The sequence below is a fragment of the Okeania sp. SIO3B5 genome (genome assembly GCF_010692555.1).
Lineage (GTDB): Bacteria > Cyanobacteriota > Cyanobacteriia > Cyanobacteriales > Microcoleaceae > Okeania.
The window spans coordinates 1-23,827 of record NZ_JAAHHG010000076.1; the positions used below are offsets into that span (position 1 = coordinate 1).

General features: G+C 33.1%; 22 protein-coding genes and 1 pseudogene. 7 read left to right on the forward strand and 16 right to left on the reverse strand.

What is annotated here, in order from left to right; translation table 11 throughout:
- A partial coding sequence (locus F6K54_RS13030; protein WP_293078113.1) for a transposase occupies window positions 1-1,091 on the forward strand: 1,091 nt, incomplete at its 5' end.
- A gap of 100 nt (window positions 1,092-1,191) precedes the next feature.
- On the opposite strand, the gene F6K54_RS13035 is transcribed toward F6K54_RS13030, so the two are convergent.
- The 9 genes from F6K54_RS13035 to F6K54_RS13075 form a co-directional block, all read right to left on the reverse strand.
- Complete coding sequence (locus tag F6K54_RS13035) at window positions 1,192-2,487, reverse strand: glycosyltransferase family 1 protein (protein WP_293078115.1); 1,296 nt, start codon at window positions 2,485-2,487, stop codon at window positions 1,192-1,194.
- 613 nt (window positions 2,488-3,100) lie between these two features.
- Window positions 3,101-3,352 carry a hypothetical protein gene (locus F6K54_RS13040; protein ID WP_293078117.1) on the reverse strand — a complete coding sequence of 84 codons (252 nt, stop codon included), beginning with the start codon at window positions 3,350-3,352 and terminating at the stop codon, window positions 3,101-3,103.
- The gene (locus F6K54_RS13045) at window positions 3,339-3,464 is read right to left on the reverse strand and encodes a hypothetical protein (RefSeq protein ID WP_293078119.1); all 126 of its coding nucleotides are present in this window, start codon (window positions 3,462-3,464) and stop codon (window positions 3,339-3,341) included. The genes F6K54_RS13040 and F6K54_RS13045 overlap by 14 nt, the downstream gene beginning before the upstream one ends.
- A 13-nt stretch (window positions 3,465-3,477) precedes the next feature.
- The gene (locus F6K54_RS13050) at window positions 3,478-3,684 is read right to left on the reverse strand and encodes a hypothetical protein (RefSeq protein ID WP_293078121.1); all 207 of its coding nucleotides are present in this window, start codon (window positions 3,682-3,684) and stop codon (window positions 3,478-3,480) included.
- 43 nt (window positions 3,685-3,727) lie between these two features.
- Window positions 3,728-4,027: a hypothetical protein gene (locus F6K54_RS13055; protein WP_293078123.1), complete on the reverse strand. Its 300-nt coding sequence runs from the start codon at window positions 4,025-4,027 to the stop codon at window positions 3,728-3,730.
- Between the two features lie 1,482 nt (window positions 4,028-5,509).
- Window positions 5,510-6,613 (reverse strand): glycosyltransferase family 1 protein, encoded by a 1,104-nt coding sequence (locus tag F6K54_RS13060; protein WP_293078125.1) that lies wholly within the window; start codon window positions 6,611-6,613, stop codon window positions 5,510-5,512.
- Between the two features lie 42 nt (window positions 6,614-6,655).
- Entirely contained in the window at window positions 6,656-7,969 is a 1,314-nt protein-coding gene (locus F6K54_RS13065; RefSeq protein ID WP_293078127.1) for an RNA-guided endonuclease TnpB family protein, read from the reverse strand.
- Between the two features lie 126 nt (window positions 7,970-8,095).
- The gene (locus tag F6K54_RS13070) at window positions 8,096-8,332 is read right to left on the reverse strand and encodes a hypothetical protein (RefSeq protein ID WP_293078129.1); all 237 of its coding nucleotides are present in this window, start codon (window positions 8,330-8,332) and stop codon (window positions 8,096-8,098) included.
- 114 nt (window positions 8,333-8,446) lie between these two features.
- Window positions 8,447-9,445 carry a hypothetical protein gene (locus F6K54_RS13075; protein ID WP_293078130.1) on the reverse strand — a complete coding sequence of 333 codons (999 nt, stop codon included), beginning with the start codon at window positions 9,443-9,445 and terminating at the stop codon, window positions 8,447-8,449.
- 1,723 nt (window positions 9,446-11,168) lie between these two features.
- Between F6K54_RS13075 and F6K54_RS13080 the strand changes: the two genes are divergently transcribed.
- From F6K54_RS13080 to F6K54_RS13095, 4 genes are all read left to right on the forward strand, one after another.
- Window positions 11,169-12,263, forward strand: coding sequence for a glycosyltransferase family 1 protein (locus F6K54_RS13080; RefSeq protein ID WP_293078132.1), 1,095 nt, complete (start codon window positions 11,169-11,171; stop codon window positions 12,261-12,263).
- Window positions 12,264-12,404: 141 nt separating this feature from the next.
- Window positions 12,405-13,316: a sulfotransferase gene (locus F6K54_RS13085; RefSeq protein ID WP_293078134.1), complete on the forward strand. Its 912-nt coding sequence runs from the start codon at window positions 12,405-12,407 to the stop codon at window positions 13,314-13,316.
- Window positions 13,317-13,531: 215 nt separating this feature from the next.
- Entirely contained in the window at window positions 13,532-14,515 is a 984-nt protein-coding gene (locus F6K54_RS13090) for a hypothetical protein (RefSeq protein ID WP_293078136.1), read from the forward strand.
- A 15-nt stretch (window positions 14,516-14,530) separates the two neighbouring features.
- Complete coding sequence (locus F6K54_RS13095) at window positions 14,531-15,367, forward strand: sulfotransferase domain-containing protein (protein ID WP_293078138.1); 837 nt, start codon at window positions 14,531-14,533, stop codon at window positions 15,365-15,367.
- A 99-nt stretch (window positions 15,368-15,466) separates the two neighbouring features.
- Here F6K54_RS13095 and F6K54_RS13100 read toward each other — a convergent pair whose 3' ends face one another.
- The gene (locus F6K54_RS13100; RefSeq protein ID WP_293078140.1) at window positions 15,467-16,348 is read right to left on the reverse strand and encodes a sulfotransferase domain-containing protein; all 882 of its coding nucleotides are present in this window, start codon (window positions 16,346-16,348) and stop codon (window positions 15,467-15,469) included.
- A 65-nt stretch (window positions 16,349-16,413) separates the two neighbouring features.
- On the reverse strand, window positions 16,414-17,529 hold the full coding sequence (locus F6K54_RS13105) for a DUF563 domain-containing protein (protein ID WP_293078142.1): 1,116 nt from the start codon (window positions 17,527-17,529) through the stop codon (window positions 16,414-16,416).
- Window positions 17,530-17,829: 300 nt separating this feature from the next.
- On the opposite strand from F6K54_RS13105, the gene F6K54_RS13110 reads away from it, so the two are divergent.
- Together F6K54_RS13110 and F6K54_RS13115 are read left to right on the forward strand one after the other, a co-directional pair.
- Entirely contained in the window at window positions 17,830-18,030 is a 201-nt protein-coding gene (locus F6K54_RS13110) for a helix-turn-helix domain-containing protein (protein ID WP_293078144.1), read from the forward strand.
- A 93-nt stretch (window positions 18,031-18,123) separates the two neighbouring features.
- Entirely contained in the window at window positions 18,124-18,888 is a 765-nt protein-coding gene (locus F6K54_RS13115) for an FkbM family methyltransferase (protein WP_293078146.1), read from the forward strand.
- Between the two features lie 297 nt (window positions 18,889-19,185).
- On the opposite strand, the gene F6K54_RS13120 is transcribed toward F6K54_RS13115, so the two are convergent.
- The 5 genes and pseudogenes from F6K54_RS13120 to F6K54_RS13140 all read right to left on the reverse strand — a co-directional run bounded on the left by F6K54_RS13120 (window position 19,186) and on the right by F6K54_RS13140 (window position 23,827).
- Window positions 19,186-19,614, reverse strand: a complete 429-nt coding sequence (locus tag F6K54_RS13120) for a hypothetical protein (RefSeq protein ID WP_293078148.1) — start codon at window positions 19,612-19,614, stop codon at window positions 19,186-19,188.
- Window positions 19,615-19,878: 264 nt separating this feature from the next.
- A pseudogene (locus F6K54_RS13125) lies at window positions 19,879-20,897 on the reverse strand (transposase).
- Between the two features lie 144 nt (window positions 20,898-21,041).
- Entirely contained in the window at window positions 21,042-21,548 is a 507-nt protein-coding gene (locus F6K54_RS13130; RefSeq protein ID WP_293078149.1) for a sulfotransferase, read from the reverse strand.
- A gap of 134 nt (window positions 21,549-21,682) precedes the next feature.
- On the reverse strand, window positions 21,683-22,609 hold the full coding sequence (locus tag F6K54_RS13135; protein ID WP_293078151.1) for a sulfotransferase: 927 nt from the start codon (window positions 22,607-22,609) through the stop codon (window positions 21,683-21,685).
- 297 nt (window positions 22,610-22,906) lie between these two features.
- Entirely contained in the window at window positions 22,907-23,827 is a 921-nt protein-coding gene (locus tag F6K54_RS13140; protein WP_293078153.1) for a sulfotransferase, read from the reverse strand.

Consider the following 23,827-nt stretch of genomic DNA (forward strand, 5'->3'; position numbering starts at 1 on the left):
CGGTTAATGCTTGCCCTTTGGTAATGCCAATTCCAAGACTCAGGGATAATCCAGATTATTACTCTCAAAAAAAAGATTTGGTCAATACCAAAGACAAGTTTCCTGAGTATAAGCTAATTCATTCTCAGGTTTTACAAGATTGCATAAAACGGGTAAAACTTGCTTTTGATAGATGGTTTAAAGCAGACAAGAGTGGACATAAATTAGGAAAACCAAGGTTTAAGAAAATAAGCCGTTATCGTAGTTTTACTTATCCTCAAATCAAACAAGACTGTATTGAAGGACGCAAGATCAACTTACCAAAAATTGGCAAGGTAAAGTTGATTCAGCATCGTCCAATACCAGAAGGTTTTATAATTAAAACAGTGACGATTAGTCGTAAAGCTGATGGTTATTATATTACTTTATCCCTAGAAGACAAATCAGTTCCAGCTTTAACAAATAAAGTTGAACCTACATTAAAAAACACTCTGGGAATTGATATGGGATTGAAAGAATTCTTAGTAACAAGTGAAGGAGAATCAGTCCCCATCCCTCAATACTATCGAAAATCTCAGAAGCGATTAAAGACTCTACAGAAACGTTTATCTCGAAAGAAAAAAGGAAGTAAAAGGAGGCTCAAAGCTGTCAAAGCTGTTGCCAAACAACATAAGAAAGTAGCCGATAAACGCAAAGACTTTCACTTCAAAACAGCCAATGAGTTGTTATCAAAGGCTGAAGTTATCGCCCATGAAAACTTAAACATTAAAGGGCTAGCAAAGACTCGTTTGAGTAAATCAATTAACGATGCTGGATGGGGACAATTCCTAACTATTTTAACTGTCAAAGCCGGAAATGCTGGACAGAAGACTATAGCAGTAAACCCCAAAAATACTAGCCAAGATTGCTCAAATTGTGGTGAAAAAGTCAAGAAAGAATTAAACATACGAACTCATTCTTGTCCACATTGCGGTATAGTAATAGACCGCGACTTAAATGCGGCCATAAATATCAAAAATAGGGCGGTAGGGCATTCCGTCTTTAAAGCTCGTGGAGCCCGACGGAATACCGGGGCTACGAAACGAGAAGCCCACACTATAGCGCCAGCTTAGTGTGGGAGTATGTCACTTATCAGAATTTTAGATATTGGTTTGGATAGAACTTGCTTTTACTGATTATTGCTGTTTAAAATTCAACTCAACAACCAAATTTTCATAACTTTTCTAACAGACGAACATACTCTTTAGCAGTCTCTCTCCAAGTCCAATGAGAAAGGCGTGTATCTATTTCTTCAGCAGATAACTTCTTCCGAGGATTGAGAATAAATTTTTCCATACAATTTGCTAAAGCATCCACATCACCAACAGGGAAAAAATCTACCATATCCCCACATTTATAAAGCTCTACCTGCTCCCGAAAAACTTCTAAATCTGACACAATAGCAGGTATTCCTCTAACAACTGCCTCCGATAAAGCCAAACCAAAACCTTCATATTTAGAAGGAAAAACCACACATGAACATTTCCGATACAATTTTTCCACATCCTCATCTGAACAATATCCTAACCCCTCAAAATATTCCTGCATTATATTCTGATTCTTCTGAGATATTTCCTGACATTGATTCAAATAATCAATATACTCTTGACTATTAGTTTGCTGAGATAAACTAATATTTCCAGCAATCAAATTATCCGTTTCTTTACCAATCAAAACTATTTTAAACTTCAGATTTTTTTGAGCAAGCTTAATACCAGCTTTTAACAGAGTTAAGTGGTCTTTGTAAACACCAAAAGAAGAAGGCAAATAAAATATTGGTAATTCATCATTAGATTCATGGGAATTTTCTGCTAAATCCAATAATCTTTGTGAAGCATTTGACTTAGTTGGAAAACCTGATATTGGTACAGCTTTTATTTTGCTACTAAATTCAGGAAAAACCGAGAGAATATCCTTTCGTGTTTTTTCAGAAATAGTAAAAACAACATTGACCTTTTTCAACCATTCCAATAAACTTAAATCGTATTCATTAACATAAGATTCTGGATAAGTTAGTGGTGAAAATCTCCAGAATACATCATAGGAAATCATTGCCAAAGGAATATCAAGATTAGGTGTATCTAATCGATTAGCTAAAAAGTACAAACAATGAGTAGCTTGATAACGACTAGCTAAATATTTGAGACTAAACTCACTCTGATATTTACGACGGAGACGCTTAAAAAATCTTTTAACTTTTTTCGCCTTAAAATTACCTGATAAAGATGAAAACTTATTAATTAAAGAAAGTATTCGAGACTGTAAAGATTTAGGAGGCAAGGCAAATGATTCATATTTGATTATTGGAGATTTCGGTAACTTTTCTTGAAAATGAGGAATATCTTTTTTTTGCAAAATTAATATTATTTCCTCTACTTCGTCAATTTCAATCCATTCTTCTACCGTTCCACAAATTACCCGTTCTACTCCACCTTTACGATAAAATTCAATAGGAAGTATAAGTTTCATAGTTGCTCCAAAATTTACTATTTTTTCTCTTTCTATAGCAATTTCCAAAAAGTGTGAGGTACAAAATTTTAGGTTTGAGGGAACAGCGGTGCGACCCCGCGTCGGCGTCAGACGCAAGCGGTCAGACCCCGCGACGACGCCAGCTCGCTTGCGGAATGCTGACTAAGAGAGGGAACGCGCACCAAGAGAGGGAACAGGGAATAAAAAGACAAGAATATAACTGCACCTCACGACCTTGGGAAACGCTATATCAATTATTAACTAAACTAATTATTGTTCATATATTGACTACTCCCCGGACTCAAGTCACGGGGATTCTAAGCAGATACTACGCAACAGGATAAATCCATGTTGCTTCGTTTCTTCTTAGCTGACCAAAGATAAACTCTCTGGGGGCAAGTCAAAGTGCCCCTACACAGTTGGCTTAAGTTTAACCCATGCTTTGCTGCTTACTTTTGTGATTATATTTGCAGCCCCATTACAGTCTGCATTAACACACCAATTATTACTACTTCTATACAAACCACGCTTGATTCTCTTTCCTGTTAGCGAAGCTTGTCTGAAGGACTTAGGTTTCCAATCATCGGGTTTTTCACCATAATTAGGCAGATCGTCACCATCTAAAAATGAAGCAATACTTGTATAACTTTCTTGGTGTTTCTATAAATATTATTCCATATTTATCGCACAACTGAGCTATTCTTTCTTTGAGTCTAGCTGTGGGAATTGGTACAAACTCTGAATTACTTTTTTTTCCTAATTTTATTTGATTTTTCTGACCTTGATTCCAACCAAAAACAATTGTACCTATATTATTTTTTAAACAATGATTAATTACTATTCTGGCTGCTTTATTTATACCCAAATCGGATTTGGCGGTTACGTTTTTCAGTAATAGAAGCTAGCCTATTTGACCAAAATCCAGTCGGTTGATTTTCCTTAATAGTTGATATCTGTTTGTGGTACCAACGATTCATTGATTTGAGATGTTTACCATCTATAACCCGTGCTAGTACCCACATTAGATACACAGGTCAACCAATTATTTACACCATGGTCTATTCCTAATACATTTTCTTGATTTAATTGAGGTTTAACTACTATTTCTTTTTCATAGACAAATTCCAAATAAAAACATCTGTTCCTCGGTAATATCCTCAGTTCTTTAATAGAAGCAAAGTTGAGATTACTCGGCATAGGAATATAAAAGCAATCTATACCAAACCAGCGCTTACAAGTATTACAAGCGTGGAACTCTAATTTGATTATCTTTAAGTTTTAATGCTTGCTTGGGGTAACTTACTGTAGCCATTCCCCCTTTTTTTCTGTAGTTAGGAATCCTTGGTCTGTTTGTGATTTTACCTTCACTATAGGCAATAATAAGACCATAATAAGACCTAAATGATTCAGCTACAGTTCTCAATATTTGTTGTGCTGAAGAGCGAATATAAAACTTTGTAATGATAGTTGTTTTTATAGACTTTTTCCAAGTCAAACTTGCCGAGAGTCTTGTGAGACTTAAAAAATAATTGCCTACCATAATATATTCCCATGTTAGTGAGCTTGTGAGACTGTTCACATAAGAATGTTAAGATAGCAATTAATTCGGGATTTTTACCTACTAAAACTTGCTGACAAGAGTACATTTGAAACGGTGGTTGGAAAATTTTGTGAGTAATAATAGCGCAAGACCACTTTAGTTGTCTAGTCTAAACGACTCGGTTGTTTTCATCCCCCGGTTAAAACATGGGGGCCTTCAACGTGGCTTTTTGGTCAAATAAAATACATCTCCTTAAAATCCGACTCCTCGCCTTTCATCCATCGCTTAAAAGACGATGGCTTTCATGCTCCCGTGTTATTTAGGTAAAAATATTTTTTACCTAATAATTATGATCTTACAGCAGAAGAAAGAAAGAATAAGGAATAGAAAGAAAAACCTGGGGTTGTCTGAATTTTCAGCTTTTGATATGTCCTAATTTTTCCTTTGACTGCTATATATGGTAGGAACTTAGAACTTTATTCCACAAGGTGGCACATCTTCACTTTACTCATTCGAGCAAAAAAAATTAACTGAATAATTAAACTTTCAAGCCACTCTTGGGCTGCGACACGAGCTGTACACTGACAAGGAGAAACAATGAAAAAAATCTTTTAATCAATCCTCTTCTTTGATGATTTTCAGAAAAAGTAATTATTAATTGTTGAATCCTAAAGTTTGAATAATCTCAAATAATTAGGGCTTGCTGATTAAATATCAAAGCATTTATAGACAAAGGTTTTAGAATTTTTAGGTTGAAAAAAGTGCGCTTGTTTCAGTCTAAAATGCTCAAAAAGTTAGAATTTTGGGAGGATTATGGCAGAAAAATCAAGGGACGATTCTTCTGACTACCTCTTCTGTAATTCCCATTCCTCCTGACTTCTGGATTCTGGATTCTGAATTCTGCCCTTACCAAAAAACTTTATTCAGCAAACCCTAATTAGCAAGTCATTTCAGTTATCAGTTATCAGTTATCAGTACCTCTGCAATAGGGAAGCTTGAAATACGGAATTCTCTTTTTTTTATCTTCTTAAAAGGGGGAGGCGCATACCCAGAATTTTTCGGTAAAATACTAAACTTTGCGTTCTGTAATTTTTACCACTATCTGACCGCTGAATCCTCTAATATTTACAAAGTAGACGTAGTTATTACTATTTTACTAAAAAAAGCTAGATATAGATATTTTTTAGCTAATTTTTAATACCAACTAAATATATAACCTAGTGCAGGATGGCAGAAATAACTGACCAGTTACAAAATCCTAAAACAATTACAAGGGTGCATTTCAATTTTAAATAAAGCCAAAAATTTATCGCTTTTAGGCAACAACTCATCTGGCAACAGGCAACAGGAAATAGATAGGAAAAAAGTATTTTTGCAAATATTGAGATACACCCAACTACAAATCAATACTTTTGACTTTTAACTTTTGACTTTTAACTTTTAACTTCCGCGCAGTGGCACTAAAGTTTATTTCAGTCATACTTAATCAATATTTTGCAACCACAATGGTGCTACCTGCTCCCAAATTTCATTCTTAACAGATTCTTGGATTTTTCCCCTCATATCTTCTAACTCTTGAGGATTTTTTAAAAGTTCAACCACTCTATAAGCTAAAGCTTCTTGAGTTTCCTTTACCAGGGGGTCACCATCCACTTTTATACAATAATCTTTTTCCATAATTGCTGCATAATTAGTAGTGACAGGAACACATCCTACCATCGCCGACTCCCGCAATGAAATACAGTCTATTTCTTCATAAGCACACCCATAATAATGAATAGCTGAAGTAGATTTTTCATACATTAATTGATTGTGACCCACAATACCATGTTCAATTACTCCTGGCTGCTCCATTAATTCCATCATTTTTTGTCTCCAAGGAATTAACTTTTCACTATAGTCACGCTTCGTCCACCCATAATAAATATGTAGTTCTGCCTCTGGAATTTCTCTTTTAATAATCGGCCATCCCCACATTAACATAAATTCTAAACCTCGATAATACCTCGAAGCATATACTAATTTATGCGATTGTTTTTGATTTTTACTAAGCTCTAAAACAGTAGAATCTGCACCATTATTAATAATTACAAACTTATCATCAGGTATGTCTGGTAAGAAATTACGCTGGTAATAACTTTTGACAAAAATTTTGTTATAGGGCTTCAAGTATATAGGATCGAATGTAATTATATCGTGCCAATCAAACCAGGTTCTTTTAGCCTTAGCATAAGTAGGTAACATCTTAGGATGTCGCCACATAATTAAAGTATTAAAAGTATCGTACCAGTTAATTTTGTCATAATTAACATACTTAACTCCTCCATAAATACCCTCTTTTTCTTCACAATTAGTAAAAATTGTAACATCATATCCTTGCTTAACCCATTCTCTAGTCAAAAAGAAAACTGCACTATCCGAACCACTAGCACCCTTAGTTTTAAGATCGGATTCTAGTACCAAAAAACGCTTTCCTAGATAATATACAATTGACTTTTCCGGCCATTTTTTAGCAGTTAGTTTTTTATTTAAGTCATTAGCAAAGGGGATTTGAGATTTAATCCACTTTTTTATAGGTGTTAACATAATATGCTCTAGTATCAACTTTGACATTATCCCGACGCTGCTCTAGGAGAAAGCGCGGGATTCCCTAGCATCACTGTTAGAGACTTTCTGTTTCTTAGCACCCGCCTTCCGGGATTTACTCCCCTCGGGTCTTACGGTCGCTCCACAGACTGACACTGCGAGTCCCGCAGCCTTCGAGCGTGGGCGTTCCCTCTCTTGGTCAGCATTCCGCAAGCTAGCTGGCGTCGTCGCGGGGTCTGACCGCTTGCGTCTATCGCCAACGCGGGTTCCCATCCGCAAAATATTTATACCTGCGTTAACATCCCGGTCATGGTGACTACCACATTCTGGACAATCCCATTTCCTGATATTTAGAGGCAATTTTTCTACTACATGACCACAACTAGAACAACGCTTAGAACTAGGAAAGTATCTATCAATTTTGATTAATTCCCGTCCATGCCATTCAGCTTTGTATTCTAATTGCCTGACTATTTCTCCCCAGTTAGCATCACTAATTGCCCTGGCTAATTTATGATTCTTGACCATATTTTTTACTGCTAAATCCTCAACCACAACAGTTTGATTTTCTCTGATTAGTTGAGTTGTCAGCTTATGGGTGTAGTCAAGTCTTGAATCTTTAATTTTGGCGTGAATACGAGCTACTTTAAGCCTGGCTTTTTGATAATTATTAGACTTTTTGTTGGTTTTTCTATCTAGGGATTTCTGAGCTAACCTTAATTTTTTGTGTAACTTCTGAAAATTTTTAGGATTAGTGAATTTTTCTCCATCACTGGTAGTTATTAAACTGGTAATTCCTAAGTCAATGCCTATCTGTTTATTAACTGGCTTGAGATTTAAATCTCTAGTATCATTAATTCTCAAAGATACAGACCATCTACCTGATGGGTCAAGCTTAACTGTAATCGTACTTGGTACACAACCTGGTGGTAATTGCCTACTCCATCTGATAGGTAATGGGTTACTACATTTAGCTAGGTAGACTTGACCATCTTTCCACTTGAAAGCAGACTTTGTAAACTCTGCACTACCACCATTTCGCTTTTTTTTAAAATTAGGATACTTAGCCTGTCCACTAAAAAAGTTGGTGAAAGCAGTTTGTAAATGTCTTAAGCCTTGCTGCAATGGTACACTGCTTACTTCTTTTAGAAAATCTAAACCTTCCTGCTTTTTCCATAAAGTAAGCATAACTGAGGTTTGGGTATATCCTACCCGTTCCTGTCTTTCATGCCAAGCTTGAGTTCTGGCAGCCAAAGCTTTGTTGTAGATGAGTCGTACACAACCTAAAGTTCTCCGCAACAGATTTTCTTGTTCTGGAGTTGGGTAAAACCTAAATTTGTAGGCTTTTTCAGCCATCGACTACTTACCAAAAATTTTTCACAGCCTAACACATTGTGTGTGAAACCGCAAGATTGATTGGTTTTCCCATGCAACGCTCCCGTGACCGGAGAGCGCGGGTCTTCAAGCAACCTTGAGATAAAATCACAATCTTTGAAGAGATATTGTGTCTTTTAGTTGAATGCTTAACGTTAATAATTGATGGCATCTGTAGATGTTTAGTGAAAAATAACAGAGGCTATCATCAATAGAAGAAATAATTTTTAGCTGTATGAATCGGAGGAGATGTATTGGAGACCGCCAGGAACCTCCATATACTAAACGTTTATCGTATCTAGTAGCGATCGCTCCATAGGGATTAGCAAAAAAATAATGTACCAATGTAGAGTTTTCTAGGTGGGCAAAATATTCTTTCAGAATTTTTAATTGAGTTTATCTGTTAGTTTTGCCTCACCTAATTTAGTTGGTAATTTATTTGAACGCAAGTCCCTTAAATCAAAGCCAATATTTGGAAATAAAATCATAGTGTCCAGCTTGCTCCGGTGGATACCATCCTTGCTCTATTTTTTCAATAATATTTGGCAAAGCTTTAATATATTCTGGACTTCGGTCTTTAGGATGAATTGTCCACGCCTTGGGGGAACTCATAGTTGCTCGTATATAGTCAGTTTTCTCTAACTGCATGGATACCATAACCTCCCAAGAATCCAACTTGCCTTTGCCAGTATAGTAATTTAAAAGGGTTTTTAAGTTTAGTGGGAGTTGATTAAGAGATTTTTTGTTATAAGAACGCCACAAAATAGGCAATGGCAGTAACTTGTCAAAGCGTTTACGGTTAATCAGATACACCCTACTGCTGAAAAATTTGAGTTTATAGAAGCCTTCTACTCCTGGTTTTAGGGAATTATCTTTTTGGTATATAGTACCATCTTCAGTTGGTGGACCTGTCAATGGTCTAATTGCCATTATCTCCGGATTTTCCTCCATTAACTTGATACCTTCATCTATCCAACTATAATCTGATTGTTGATGTAGAAGCATATCACTGTCATAGTGCAACATATAATCTCCTGGTACAGATTCTATGTGAGAAATTGACCCCAAGATCGGATAACCCTTATAGTTATGGGTGGGTTTAATCCGATGACCAAAATGCTTTTGGTACATTTGTTTTTGATAAGTTTGGTCATAGTTCATCTCCACAACTTTATCTACAATACCTTCACTTATCAGTTTCCTGCAGCAATCTCTAAGTTCACTTAGAGTACCAACACCAGGACGCATAACTTTATCTCCAGATAAAGGTGCTGTATCCATAAACAGCACTTTTTGAAGAAAATTAAAATTACTCATTTTAACTAGATGAGGAATTGTATGCATCATAAAAGGTATGTCTGTTCTTGCTACCAACATCGAGAATGAACAGGTGTTAGGTAGCCTTAATGATTCCTTACTACCACGTTCAATTACTCGTGGTTGCTCCATTAACTGCATAATTTTTCACCTCCAAGGTATTAGTTTTTTACTATTGATATTGATACCATACCAATATTTACTTAAGATACTAGCACAGATTATACTATTAATTAACGCGAAAATTACTTAGAAAATGTTAGCCATGATACCATTAATAGGTAGGCGTTAAAATTTGTCCCTATTTAACAAAATGTAAATAACCCCTCAGCTCAACTGTTTGAAGGGATTGAAGGAGCTGGAGGAGCGGGAGTGAGTTTACAATTATTGATATAGTTAAATATGGTTAAATATAGTTAAATAGTTAAACTTTTTCGTGCTTACCTAAATAACACGGGAGCATGAAAGCCATGGTCTTTTAAGCGATGGATGAAAGGTGAGGAGTCGGATTTTAATCCGATGTATTTTATTTTACCGAAGAACCACGTTGAAGGCCCCCGTGTTTTAACCGGGGGATGGAAACAACCGAGTCGTTTAGACTAGATAACTAAAAAGGTCAGAAAAATGTCATCAAATTAGGAAAGAAAAATAATTCAGCATTTGTACCAATACCGACAGCTAGATTCAAAGAAAGAATAGCTCAGTTGTGCGACGAATATGGAATAATATTGATAGAAACACCAAGAAAGTTATACAAGTATTGCTTCGTTTTTAGATGGTGACAATCTGCCTATTTATGGTGAAAAACTCGGTGCTGGTACTCGGAACCTGAGTCCGAGCAAGGAACCACCGACCCTACGGGCCAATGATTGATGATTGGAAACCGTGAGGAAAAAGAATAAAGCGATGCAGCGCCGCCAAAGGGGGTTTCCCCCATGAGCGACTGCATCAAGACAGGGTAGTTTGTATAAAGCACGTAATAATTGGTTAATTAATGCAGACTGTAACGGGGCTGGAAATATAATCACAAAAGTAAGCACCAAAGCTGTAGGGGCGATTCGCGAATCGCCCCTACTTAAGCCAACTGTGTAGGGGCACTGCGGAAATTGTCCCCAGAGAGTTTATATTTGGTCAGCGCTCGAAAAAACGAAGCAACAAGGATTTATCGGTGTTGCGTAGTATCTGCTTAGAATTCCCGTGACTGACCTGCGGGGAGTAGTCAACTACTTAATCGCTATTTAAGAATAGAATTTTAATTTTCCTACGGACTGCTGCGCAAACACAAGACTTATAGGGAAATGTTTAAGAGGAAATTATCCAAGGTACAGAGGTATACCTCATTTTTGATGATGCAGTAATTAAGAAAAAATATGCTAATAAAATTGAAAGCGTAGCTCTTCTGAAAGAGACACCTATGCAATAATCATATATTGGTAATAAACATATGTTAGAATCATATTACAAAATAGATGGATAAGTTCTGAGATATATTGTTTAGTTATCAATGTTTACTCCAAAATTATTAACATAGCATAGTCTGGATGTCAATAATTACTCTGAATTTTAATTTGAAGTAGTAGACAACAAGGAAAGAAATATTTGAGGTACTAACTATGTTAATAAATGTACTTTAGGAGAGTCTATATAGTTAAGAATTAATTGGCTCTGTAGATGTTTAGTTAAAAATAAAAGAGACTATCATCAATAGAATAAATAATTTTTAGCTGTATTAATCGGAGGAGATGTCTTGGCGATTTCCAGAAACCCCTAGATACTACTAATACTAAATATAATTCCGATTCGAGAAACCTTTATTGTTAACAGCACAAGGAAAATAAAAAAATATACTGGGAGTAATTAAACTGTGGCGTTTAAGAAACTACTCGATAGTTTTAATTCTAAATTAACTACTTTAAAACAAAGAATAAAACCTAAAGTATGGTCAGAAAACTCAATAGTTTACTACACTGGTCACACTTCTTATGAATGGTCTCCAGAAAGTTTAAAAACAGGATTAGGAGGTGCTGATGCTAGAATTGTTTTTCTAGGCAGAGAATGGGTAAAATTAGGTTATAAAGTTGCTGTCTATAATAACTGTGGTAATAAAGAAGGTGTCTATGATGGAGTAGAATATCATCATTATTCAAAATTTAATCCTTACGATAGTTTTGATACTCTAATTATGTGGCAATTTGCCTGGAGAATTAAGTTTCCCATTAAAGCTAAAAGAGTATGGCTAGATTTAGGATCGGTATTGCTGCCTAGAGAAGTAACTTATGAAAAATTAAAGCACTACGATAAAATTTTCTGCAAGAACAATTATCACCGTTCTTTACTTCCAGAAATACCTGACAATAAAATTGCTATTATCCCTAATGGAATAGAACCGTTTTTCTCCTCGCTCTATGAAAATTCTAAAGATCCTAACAAAATTATTTATGCTTCTAATTATATTAGAGGCTTAGAAAGAATGTTAGAGTTTGGCTGGCCGATTATTAAAAAAGAAATTCCATCAGCAGAGTTGAATATTTACTATGGTTGGAGTAGTAAAGTAGAGCTAGATTGGAAAGAAAAAATGTTAAAATTAATGGCACAACCAGGAGTAACTGAAGGAGGGAAAATAGGGCGAGAACAACTAATGCAAGAAAAATCAACTTCATCTATTCATTATTATGGTTGTACTTTTAAAGAATTAGATTGTAATACAGTCCGAGAATCTGCCCTAGTAGGAGCTGTACCAGTAACAACAGATTATGCTGGATTAATAGACAAAAATTATTGTGTTAAAGTCCCCGGTCATCCTTACGACAAAGAAACTCAAGAAGCGCTTGCTTATAAAATAGTAGAATTGCTCAGAAACCCAGAACAAATTCAAGAACTCCGAGAAAAAAATGTTGAGTTAGTCAAAGATGAAACCTGGGAAAATGTAGCTAAATTGTGGTTAGCTGAAATATCATAAGGAGGTATTTTAATTATGACCAAAAAATAAGGCATCAAGCCTCCCCTTCGATAGGGGATGAGAAAAATTAACTTTAATATTTCAAGTCTCTGGTTTCAAACAGAGGTACTGATAACTAATAACTAATAACTGATAACTGAAATGACAATGCCAAATTTTTTATTGATTGGTGCTGCTAAGTCAGGTACTTCTTCTCTTTATTATTATCTGAAGCAACATCCTCAAATTTATATGCCAGCTTCTAGAGACCAAAAAGAACCTGATTTTTTTACTTTAGAAGGAGAAAGTAAAGAACGTATCGGTCCGAATGGTATTCATTTTATGGGTAATGCAATTACAGATTTAGAAAGCTACCAAGAGTTGTTTGCTGAAGTGACAGATGAAATAGCAATTGGAGAAGCTTCTACTTCATATATATATAGTGAAAAGGCTCCACAACGAATACATAATTATATACCTAATGCTAAAATAATTGCTATTCTTAGAGACCCAGCAGAAAGAGCTTTTTCTCACTTTTTATTTTCTCTGAGTAATGGTAGAGAACCAGAACCTGATTTTAAGAAAACATTAGAACAAGAAGATTGGCGAGTAGAGAATAATTGGAGTTTCCAATGGCATCATAAACGTAGAGGTTTTTATTATCTCCAACTCAAGCGTTATTTCGATCTATTTCCTCCTAATCAAATTAAGGTTTGTCTGTATGAGGATATTAGAAAAGACCCTATTGCTTTAACTCAAGATATCTTTAAATTTTTAGGAGTAGATGATACTTTTGTTTTAAATGTGGCTAAAGTACATAATCCAACTAATGTAGCCAAAAATCAAACTCTTAATACTTTACTAAATCGTCCGAATCCAATTAAAGATAGTTTGAAATTATTTATGCCAATGGGAATTCGGAAAAAAATAGCAGGGGTTCTCAAAAAGAAGAATTTAGGTAAACCAAAATTATCTCCAAAAATCAGAAAGCAATTAATTGCCGAGTATCGGGAAGATATATTAAAACTTCAGGATTTAATCGGCAGAGATTTGTCAAAATGGTTAGAAGTTTAGTTCAACAATTAATAATTAATAATTACCTATTCTTTCTGAGAAGAGGATTGACTAAAAGGATTTTTTTTCTTTTTTATCAATGAATGGAGAGGCTTTATACCTTTATTTTTCGGTAAATAAAGATTAATTTTTTAATATATATAACCAAATAAAGTCTCAAAGCTTCCTACTTGTTAGAGGTAGTGATAACTGATAACTAATAACTGATAACTGAAATGACAGATTTACCCCCTATATATTTTTACCTTCCCCAAGAAAACTGGCGGAATGATATGCCAGATAAACCAGATGTTTATTGGGAAGAATTTGGTCATGGAATGTATGCCTGGACTCTACAAACTTATCTTTATTTAAAAGCAGATGGTTTTCTTTGTAGTTTAGTAGACACAATACCAAATGAAGGAATTGTTGTGGGGCATCGAGATTCTTTTCCTTATAAACTTAGACCTACTGCCAAGATATTAATGGTCTGTATTAAAGCAGATAGAAATCCCCATCCTTATGCTCAGTTACACATTGTCCAAAATCCTCAAGATGCCAAAAAATCAAAAAACAGTTATTACATGGCTCATTGGAGACAACCAGGATTAATTCCTCGTAGTTCTGAAAGAGGCGATCGCTTTGAGAATATTGGTTATTTTGGCATTAATTCTAATTTAGCACCAGAATTAAAAGCTGCTTCTTGGTCGAAACAATTAGAAGAGTTAGGGTTAAATTGGCAGATTATTCCCAGAAATCGTTGGTATGATTATAGTAATGTTGATGCTGTTGTAGCTGTTCGTAATTTTCAAGAGCAAGATTATACTGAAAAACCAGCTACTAAACTTTATAATGCTTGGCACGCTGGTGTACCTGCCATTTTAGGAAAAGAATCAGCTTTTCAGTCAGAACGGAAAAATGAGTTTGACTATTTTGAAGTTGCTTCTTTAGATGATGCTATTACTGTATTAAAGCGTCTTAAAGATAACCCTAAAATATCTCAAAAAGTTAGAGAAAATAGTCAAATTCGTGCCAAGGAAGTTAACCCTCAAAGTGTTTTAATGCAATGGCGTAGTTTTCTAACCAATATTGCTAGTATTGAGTACCAACGTTGGTCTACTTTATCGTCTTGGAAACAATCTTTTTATTTACAAAAATGTTTTTTGAATGTTAGAGTTAATGGATTAAAAAATCGTATTTCTGCTTTCCGATACTCTTGAAAAATTATATAATATATGAAAAAAGTAATCAAAGACGCTTTGTATTTTTCTCAGCATTTAAGTGATTATCGATTTATTTCTAGTCCATTTAGAAAACTTCCTGATTTTATCATTATTGGCGTGATGAAATCAGGAACAACATCTCTATATAACTATTTAATTCAGCACCCTCAAATCATGGCTGCTAAAAATAAGGAAGTTCATTTTTTTGATAAAAATTTTCACCAGGGTATTTATTGGTATAAAAGTCATTTTCCTTTATATTCAAATATAAAGTATGTGACTGGAGAAGGTAGTCCTTATTATATTTTTCATCCTCTAGTTGCTCAACGAATAGCTAAAACAATTCCTCAAGTTAAGCTAATAGTAGTTTTAAGAAATCCCGTAAATAGAGCATTCTCTCATTATCAAAGAAATGCAGCTAGAGGATTTGAAAATCTATCTTTTGAAGAAGCAATAGATCAAGAAGAAGAAAGATTAAAAGGTGAGAGAGAAAAGATACTAAACGATGAAAGATATAAAAGTCGTAAGCATATCTTTTATTCTTATTTATCCAGAGGTAGGTATGTGGAACAAATTCAAAATTGGCTCCATTATTTTCCTCAAAAACAATTCTTATTTATCAAAAGTGAAGATTTATTTATCAACACATCAGAAATTTATTCTCAAGTATTAGAATTTTTAGACTTACCACAATTCAAGCTTAACACTTATGAAGTTTATCTTACAGGAGAATATAAAAAATCCCGGAAAGACATGAATAGTGAAACGAGAATAAGATTATTAGAATACTTCGAGCCTTACAACCAAAAATTGTATGATTTTTTAGGAGATGATTACAACTGGAGTTAATAACTATTCTGTAGGCTTTTTAGTGCTGAATTAGAGATAGTCATCGGTTTTCTTGGCAATAAATATAGCTAGCTGAATTTTTAGATATATCTTAGATTTCTAATTATCATAATTATATCCTTGTAAAAAACTAACTTTGTTTATTTTTCTTTGAGTAAGTTCAATTAACTGCTCATTCCAGGGAGATTTATTACGGCTTTTATTAGGGGAATCAAATACAATACTTGAACAATCTTTCAAATAATTATCATCAACTTCTACTCCCAAAAATGATTGAGTTATTTCTTTTAGATTTTTTTTTGGTTCTGCTATTAAAGATTCTAATTTTAAAAGGAAAATTTGATCGCTATCAATTTTTTTGATAATAGATTCATTGGCATAGCAAAAATTAAAATAGTAATCTATACTCCACTCCAAACTTTTTGAAATACACTTTTTATAAATTGAACTGATGTTATCGAATGGATTTCTAACTACATGAATGATTTTAATCGGAACCTTAATTTGAGATTCTAAAGCAGATAAAATTTCAAAATTATCTTTTAATCTTTTTGTCGAACCACCGCCTCTTTTATCTCCAATAATTTTTAAGTTAGTAAATTTTCCATTGTATTGATTGGGAACTATATACTTAAACCTTCCTTTCGGTATTTCTGCTTCGGGAATTAAATTTTTCTCTTGATTGATGAAATACTGGGAGCTTTTCAAGAGTAAGTAGTAAATTTGCAGACCCCTAAAACCTGCTTCTATATATTTAAGAGCATCTAGTTCATTACCAAGAATAATATTCGGATGAGCATCAATCAAACCTCCTAATAAACTATGTCCACTACGAGGATAACCGATAAACATACAGTATTTTTCAACATTATGAAAAAGGTTACGATTAATCAAGCCTTCAGATAAAGAAGCGATCGCTAATTTACTAATTTTATAGCGTTCTAATAGTTGCTGATAACTTGTCTTAATCAAACGTTTCATCGATGATATACTCCTCTAATTAGGGCTTAATTATTTAGTATAGCTAAAATCAATAAATAGTTGTATTAAAGATTTAATTTTTTTAACAGTTCTTCAGCATCTACAATAAAACTAGGAGTATTTTTGCCACCTTTACTATCACAACACCAATGCTTATATGTATGATTTAAAGATTTTGCAAGGTAATAGTAGTGAGGAATAACATAAGAAGTAGAAAATATTTCTAAAACATTAATTTCAGAGGCAAAAATTAGATTAACTAATCCTGCTCCATGTACTCCTATGACGTAATCAGCATCATAAAAAAGTTCTATCTGTTCTGTAATTGATAGTTCCTCAAGAAAGTATTTTTTAAATCCATGAATTGCTAAACGATCTAGTATTTCATCTTCATTTAGGATATGGCGAGAACGGGAATTTTTTCTGGAGATAAAAATACGATTAACTTTATTTCTCTCTCGATTCGGTTTGATTTTATTCATGAAAAATTCTAGATACTCTGACGGTAGATAACCTGCATTATAACTTGTCAAGAGTTGGGGAAATATAAGTTTCTCTAAAAAATAAAAATTATTGGGTTTGACGATAAATACTTTAGCATTCTCTGGGAGTAATTTTTTCAGATAATAATCCTCTAGTTTTGTTAATTCGCTAGAAACTAATAGCTTAATTTCTGGAATTTTTTTATACTCATCTTGATGAAGGAGATAGAGTCGTGGGATATTATCTATGAGAGAATGATAGTAATTTTTATAAGATTTATATGTTCTAAAAATGCTATAAGTACCTAGCAATCTCTCAGGTTTCTTGAGATATAAACCTGATAAGCTGATTTTTTTTATATTTTTTAGTTGATTTTTATATATAAGAGAGTCGCCAATTAATTTACGCGATTTTGTAAAGAAAAGATTGTATCTAGAAGACAAATAAATTACTTTGGTAAGAGTAACACTGTAGATATTGGGAACAGAGTAATTTTCATCGATTAAGTGTTTTGAGTTAGACAGCAATGACATTTCTTTTATTTCAGGAGTAGCAGTAACTTGATCTGAAATAGGAGAGAGTTTCTGCAAATTTTGTGCTTTAGACAACTCATCAATTGAAATTGTTTTGATCAGTAATTTCCGCAAAGTTGTTTGGACTGAGTTTTTCCAATTTGTTAAATTTTGTAAAAAAAACATGAGTTATAGTTTGACTTGATGTTCGTTGAATATAGTAGTTACAATATACATTAAATATTGTATTGTATATTTGATTTTCTTTATATTTTTTTCTATGGTTTTTGAGTATAGCCTACTTCTGTTGAATCAGGTATAAATTTGGGAATTTTAGGTAATGGGCAATGAAAGAAATATCAAAATATTTCTTTGATATCAACGTTGGCATTTATACCTGCGCTTTCCTGTAAGGAAGCGTCGTATGGGAATGCCAACCCATGCTATAATAATATCACTTAATGTTAGTAATATAACTCAAAAACATTGATAGCTAGATACAAATATCGTATATATCCTAATCATATTCAAATAACTAAATTAAATCAGCTATTTGGTTGTTGTCGATATGTTTGGAACCAGTCATTGGCTTATTGTAATCAATTGTATGCTAACGGCGATAAAAAACCTACATATACCGATTTAATTAAACAATTCATAACTTATGATGCAACGCTCTGCGTTTAATGTCGGCAACAGTCGTTGACGGAGTTGTGCGCCAGCAAAACGCCAATTTATTCAGCATGAGTCCAACAAAATTAAAGATTAATCAAGAAAAAAATGATGAAAAATTACATCAAGAATGTAGTCAGAAACTTGGGTTATGAATTAATTCATACTCATAACTTAAAAAAACTTCAGACAAAGACTTTTCCGTATCATCTAAAATCCTTATTTCAAACTATTGATATTCAATGTGTATTGGATGTGGGTGCTAATACTGGTGGATACAGAAATTTTTTAAGAGAGGATGTAGGGTATCAAGGTTTAATTCTCTCCTTTGAACCTATAGCAAAACATGTGGAAATACTAAAACAATTGGCTGAAAAAGACTCTAAGTGGTTCATTTATGGTTTTGCTTTAGGAAATGAAGATAGTGACAAACAAATGAATTCTATGAAAAGAGGAAATTTTTCATCTTTTTTAGAGCCAGATCAAACAATTATTCCCATATCGAATAATGTTGTAGAAGAAAAAGAAATGGTTGCCATCAAGAAGCTTGATAGTATCATAGATATCCTCAAAGAAGAACATTTAATAAATAATATTTATCTCAAGATGGATACTCAAGGTTACGATCTTGAAGTAGTAAAAGGAGCTGAAAATACCCTCCCTCAAGTCTTAGCCCTTCAAACGGAAATGTCACTCAAGAACATATATCAAAATATGCCTAGTTTTATGGAATCTTATGAAGTATTGAGCCAAAAAGGATACGAAATAACCGGAATGTTTCCTATCTTTAGAGATTCTCTCTTGAGGATAGCTGAATTTGATTGTGTAATGATTAATGGAACTTTAGAAGTTAAAGAACAAAATCAACATTAGTCTCAATCTAAAGTGTTTGAAAAAATCAAAGCAATGATTATTATGAAACAGGAACATTATCTCGTTAACTTACTTATAGTAATCATTGTTTTACTGTCAGCCATCAGCCATCAGCCATCAGCTATCAGCTATTGATTATGAGGAAGAGGTAAAAGCAATTGAAAAATTGAGAGAGAATTAAAAGTTACTGCCAATATATGCTTATTCAACCTTAGAATAAATTATTAATTATTTGGACTCAGCGCTGACTTCTAAGAGCTGTTTGGGCTGTATTCCGTAGGAAATGCTTATGTTTTATTATTCTAACCATCTAGATAGATCGTGATTAATTAAAGCTTGAAGATTAAAAATATCCTCCTTATACTCTTCAATTAATTGAGTGCGGAGTTGGGCTGAAAAAGAAGGTTTGAAGGGTTCTTTTGCTTGAGTTATATTTTTTTTGTTTAAGTAACCAGTAATAGTTTGGCGTAGTTTAATAGGAAAAAATATTTTTAAAACAGACTTAATATAATTATCTTTGGTTAAAAAATTATGTAATCTAGTATTACGAGGTACACGTTTTAATTGTGAAATATTATATTTAGTAGAAAGGTCTGGTGTAAATTTATTATCTACTTTTAAAAAATCAAATATTTCTTGCAGAAGTTCTATAGGTTTATCTCTAAGATCGTCATACAAATAAACACGAATTTGTTCAGAAGAAAAAGCCTCAAAATAACGTTTCAAATGAAAATAATAAAAACCAATACCCTTATACTGCCAAACAGGATTCCAACCTTGACTTATGCGCTTATCTTCTTCAGGACTTACGCAAAGACACTATATGTAGCGTATGCCAAATAGAGCGATCGCTATAATTTTTGAAGCGATCGCCTAAACAACTAAAATATGATAACTTATACCAAGACACTATATATAGTTACTGGTAAACCGAGCGATCGCTATAATTTTTAGAGAGCAATCGCCAAGCATTTCTCTATTGATAAAAACTTAAATAGCCGTCATTTTAATTGCAGGATATTTGAGTTCAGATACTAGATATTTAGATAATAATTGATGTTTGAGTTGATAAATAGTTTTTCCTAGAATGTAAGCTATTTTTTTCAAATGATTCCAGACCAACATAGCGCAAGCAATATGATTTTTTTGAATTTTTGCGCCTACGACACTGACAAAATTCTATTCCTGTTAACTGCTTAATTCTGGTGTGAAATTCTTCAATTTTCCATCTTGTTTGCGACTCGAATTCTACATCATCTGTAGAAGATTGACTTAAATCATTAGTGACAATGTATTCTGTTCTAGACCGCAGAAATAGTAACCCAGAATAACTTGACTTTTTTATCTCTTGGAAAACCTTTAATTTTTATTGTTTTACCTGATATTATTTCTGATTCATTCCAGCTTAATTTAGCAATACTTTTGTATTTTTCTGCACCACCAGTGTCATCTACTAAACGATTAATTTTTAAAGGACAATAATAAATTTTTTCTAAGTTATCTATCAATCCCATTAATTTTTTTGTTGCATACCAACTATCCATCAATACAGTTTTAAATGATAATTTCTTCTGATTTACCACATTACATATCATGTCTTCAACATGGTCTAACTCACGTTTTTTTGTCACTATCTGGATCATAAATGCGATAATCTAGTATCCAAAATTGCTCAGTTTTGGGGTTAAAATAAATACAATTAACTATTCCTATTCCTCGAATTACTTGATGAACCGATACCACTATATTGTCGTCGCACAAGTTCAATTTTATTAGCATATTTTTTCTTAATTACTGTATCATCAAAAATCAGGTATGCTTCTGTATTTTGGACGATTTCTTTTTTGACATTTTGCCATAAATCTTGTGAATTTAAAGATTCTGTTCTTAAATAACGATTAATCGTATCATGGCTAATTTTTTCTAGGTGATTTGCTAAAGAGCGTGATGGTATAATTTGTATGAGAATTGAGCAAGTATTGACAATAATCAATATAGTTAAAATTCATTTTGTTAGCTCGCTCTTAACAGTAATATTATTCTACAATAATCAGGGTATTTGAGGAAAATTTATTTACAATTAGCCACATATCATAAAGCTAAAGTTAATTATATTAGCTTATATTTGGTATTAGTTCTAATAATGTTTTTGTTCAAGCGTTAGCGGAGCTTTGCGTCAGCAATCGCTCTATTTGGCATACGCTACATATAGTGTCTTTGCGTAAGTCCTGTTCTTCTTTAAGTGCATCAGCAAAGTCTAAAAAAACTTCAGTTCCATTTTTTCTATGTTGTAAATAATGAGAAAATGCTCTATCGGCAGGATTACGAAGAATAGCAATAATTTTAACATCGGGAACATATTTTTTAATTCTTTCTACTGCTTCGGGAATGTATATATAGGAAGTTGAAGCTTCCCCAATAGCAACTTCATCTTTTACTTCTTCAAAAAGTTTTTTATAATCCTCTATTTTAGTAACTTTTTTTCTGATAAAATTAGCGCGTGAGGGGTCATTAAATCCTTGAGTTCTACCTTCAAAAGAAAAAAAATGTGGTTCTTTTATTTCTGAAAGGTAAACTTGAGGGTGCTGTTTGAGGTATTCATATAAAGATGTAGTACCAGCTTTGGGCGCACCAATCATTAAAAAATTAGGCATACTCATAGAAATCAAGTTCCTCCTTAATTTTATTGGTTTTAATTTTATTGGTTATGGTAGCAAAATATCAAATAAATTATTGATTTTTAATAATCAAACTTAAACATTATATTGTCAACTTAATAAGAATAATTTTTTGACTATTCTAACCATGTAGATAGATCGCGGTTAATCAAAACTTGAAGATTTAAAATATCTTCCTTATATTCCTCTAGTAATTGTTGACGCACTTGAGGAAGCAAAGATGGTTTAAATGATTCACTAACCTGAACAGTATTTTTTTTATTTATATATCCTGTAATAATTTTGCGTAGTTCCATCGGAAACAAAACTTTGAAAAAAGATTTAATAGGATTCTCCTGAGTCAAAAAATTATGTAATTTAGTATTACGAGGCATCCGTTTTACTTGTGAAACATTATATTTTTGAGAAAAATTAGGTGTAAAATTACTATCGACATTTAAAAATTTAAAAATATCTTGCACAGTTTTTAGAGGTTCATCTCTAATATCTTCATATAAATAAATGCGAATTTGTTCGGCAGAAAAAGTGTCAAAATAACGTTTCAAATGAACAGAATAAAATCCAATTCCCTTATACTGCCAAAAAGGACTCCAACCTTGACTCAGACGTTTATCTTCTTGTTTAAGTGCATCAGCAAAATCTAAAAAAACTTCACCTCCATCTTCCCAATGTTGTAAATAATCAGAAAATGCTCGATCAGCAGGATGACGAAGAATAGCAATAATTTTGACATCGGGAATATATTTTTTAATTCTTTCTACTGCTTCAGGAATGTATAGATAGGATGTAGATGCTTCTCCAATTGCAAATTCATCATTTACTTCTTCAAAAAGTTTTTTATAATCCTCTATTTTAGTAATTCTTTTCTTCATAAAATTAGCTTGTGAAGGTCCATTAAATCCTTGAGTTCGACCTTCAAAAGAAAAGAAATGTGGTTCTTTTTTCTCTGGGAGAAAAATTTCAGGATGTTCTTTGAGGTACTGGTAAAGAGAAGTTGTTCCTGATTTAGGTGCGCCAATAATCAGAAAATTAGGCATAGTCATAAAATTAAGATTCCTATTTTAACTTTTCCAGCTTTTGTCTTTATTCGTAGTTATAGCAGAAGAAGGAAGGAAGGAAGAAAGAAAAAGGAAGAAGGAAAAATATTGTATTGTCTGAGTTTTAAGCTTTTAATCTGTCCGCACCCTTTCCTTAGACTGCTATATTCTAATCAAATGAAATTTAATATTTCCAAATCTGTCTTTATTTTGTTGATTTTTATAGTAAGCATCAAACTTTACCTGATAGAAAATTATAAATAATATCAAATATAGATAATTTTTGTCTTGATGTGATTATCTTTAATTCCATTCAAAAGGTTTATTAGTTTCTCCAGCAATACTCTCAAATACTTCCAGTTTTTCAGGTGACAACTCTCTCTGCCAACGTAAATCTAATTTAATAGTTATATCCATGTTTTTATAGTAATCACCATGAATTTTTTGTCGTTTTTCATTTTCTATTTCCTGCCCTCGATAGCGACGAATCAGAGAATAAGCACCCTCATTGCCAGAAATATCATAATGATCGTATTGCCAATACTCTATCATAGAAGGAACAAAATTTATATTCACAAAATTACAAATTTTTTCCACAGTTTGATGAGGATTACTCGCTAATTGTTCATAAGCAATTTCAATTCTTCTCTCTGGATTAAATTTTTCAAAAAAATCATTTCTGAGTTTTGTTTTTTCAACCCATTCCGTCGCCATCTTAGCCATATCTCTATGAGGATATTTTCTGAAATAAGAGTTAACAACAGCTCTACCATCACGAACTAAATGAATTAAATATGTTTCTACTCTTCCTGATGTAAATTCTTCAGCTTGAACTTTTTCTCCAATCCAAGGATAAGCTTTACTAGCATCAATAATAACCTTTTTATTCTCTAACTTGGAAAACATAAAAGAATAAGGATTGAAAATCTCGTCTTTCTTGAATATTTGTCTAATTTTTTTCTCAAACTTTAAAGGAATATACTTATTTAAACGAGTATTTCCTAGAACACTAGCCAACTCATATAGTCCTTTTTCTCCAAAAGTTTTTTCCCAAAATTCAGATGTCATATTCACACAATCAATGGGCTTTTGTTGACGATAACGATTGGGAAGACCGACTAATTCACCTGCGGAAAAACAGTCTGGATGACTTCCTAAAATTAGTGATAAAAGACTAGAGCCTGAATGCCCACTTGACATGATAAATATGACTTTTTTCTGCAT

Coding starts and splice junctions, on each gene's coding strand:
- F6K54_RS13115 (WP_293078146.1), top strand. CDS start 18,124: ATGATGAAAAATTACATCAAGAATGTAGTCAGAAACTTGGGTTATGAA.
- F6K54_RS13090 (WP_293078136.1), top strand. CDS start 13,532: ATGACAGATTTACCCCCTATATATTTTTACCTTCCCCAAGAAAACTGG.
- F6K54_RS13095 (WP_293078138.1), top strand. CDS start 14,531: ATGAAAAAAGTAATCAAAGACGCTTTGTATTTTTCTCAGCATTTAAGT.
- F6K54_RS13105 (WP_293078142.1), bottom strand. CDS start 17,529: ATGTTTTTTTTACAAAATTTAACAAATTGGAAAAACTCAGTCCAAACA.
- F6K54_RS13100 (WP_293078140.1), bottom strand. CDS start 16,348: ATGAAACGTTTGATTAAGACAAGTTATCAGCAACTATTAGAACGCTAT.
- F6K54_RS13060 (WP_293078125.1), bottom strand. CDS start 6,613: ATGTTAACACCTATAAAAAAGTGGATTAAATCTCAAATCCCCTTTGCT.
- F6K54_RS13135 (WP_293078151.1), bottom strand. CDS start 22,609: ATGACTATGCCTAATTTTCTGATTATTGGCGCACCTAAATCAGGAACA.
- F6K54_RS13075 (WP_293078130.1), bottom strand. CDS start 9,445: ATGCAGTTAATGGAGCAACCACGAGTAATTGAACGTGGTAGTAAGGAA.
- F6K54_RS13055 (WP_293078123.1), bottom strand. CDS start 4,027: ATGGTAGGCAATTATTTTTTAAGTCTCACAAGACTCTCGGCAAGTTTG.
- F6K54_RS13130 (WP_293078149.1), bottom strand. CDS start 21,548: ATGAGTATGCCTAATTTTTTAATGATTGGTGCGCCCAAAGCTGGTACT.
- F6K54_RS13065 (WP_293078127.1), bottom strand. CDS start 7,969: ATGGCTGAAAAAGCCTACAAATTTAGGTTTTACCCAACTCCAGAACAA.
- F6K54_RS13035 (WP_293078115.1), bottom strand. CDS start 2,487: ATGAAACTTATACTTCCTATTGAATTTTATCGTAAAGGTGGAGTAGAA.
- F6K54_RS13050 (WP_293078121.1), bottom strand. CDS start 3,684: ATGCCGAGTAATCTCAACTTTGCTTCTATTAAAGAACTGAGGATATTA.
- F6K54_RS13045 (WP_293078119.1), bottom strand. CDS start 3,464: ATGAATCGTTGGTACCACAAACAGATATCAACTATTAAGGAAAATCAA.
- F6K54_RS13140 (WP_293078153.1), bottom strand. CDS start 23,827: ATGCAGAAAAAAGTCATATTTATCATGTCAAGTGGGCATTCAGGCTCT.
- F6K54_RS13085 (WP_293078134.1), top strand. CDS start 12,405: ATGACAATGCCAAATTTTTTATTGATTGGTGCTGCTAAGTCAGGTACT.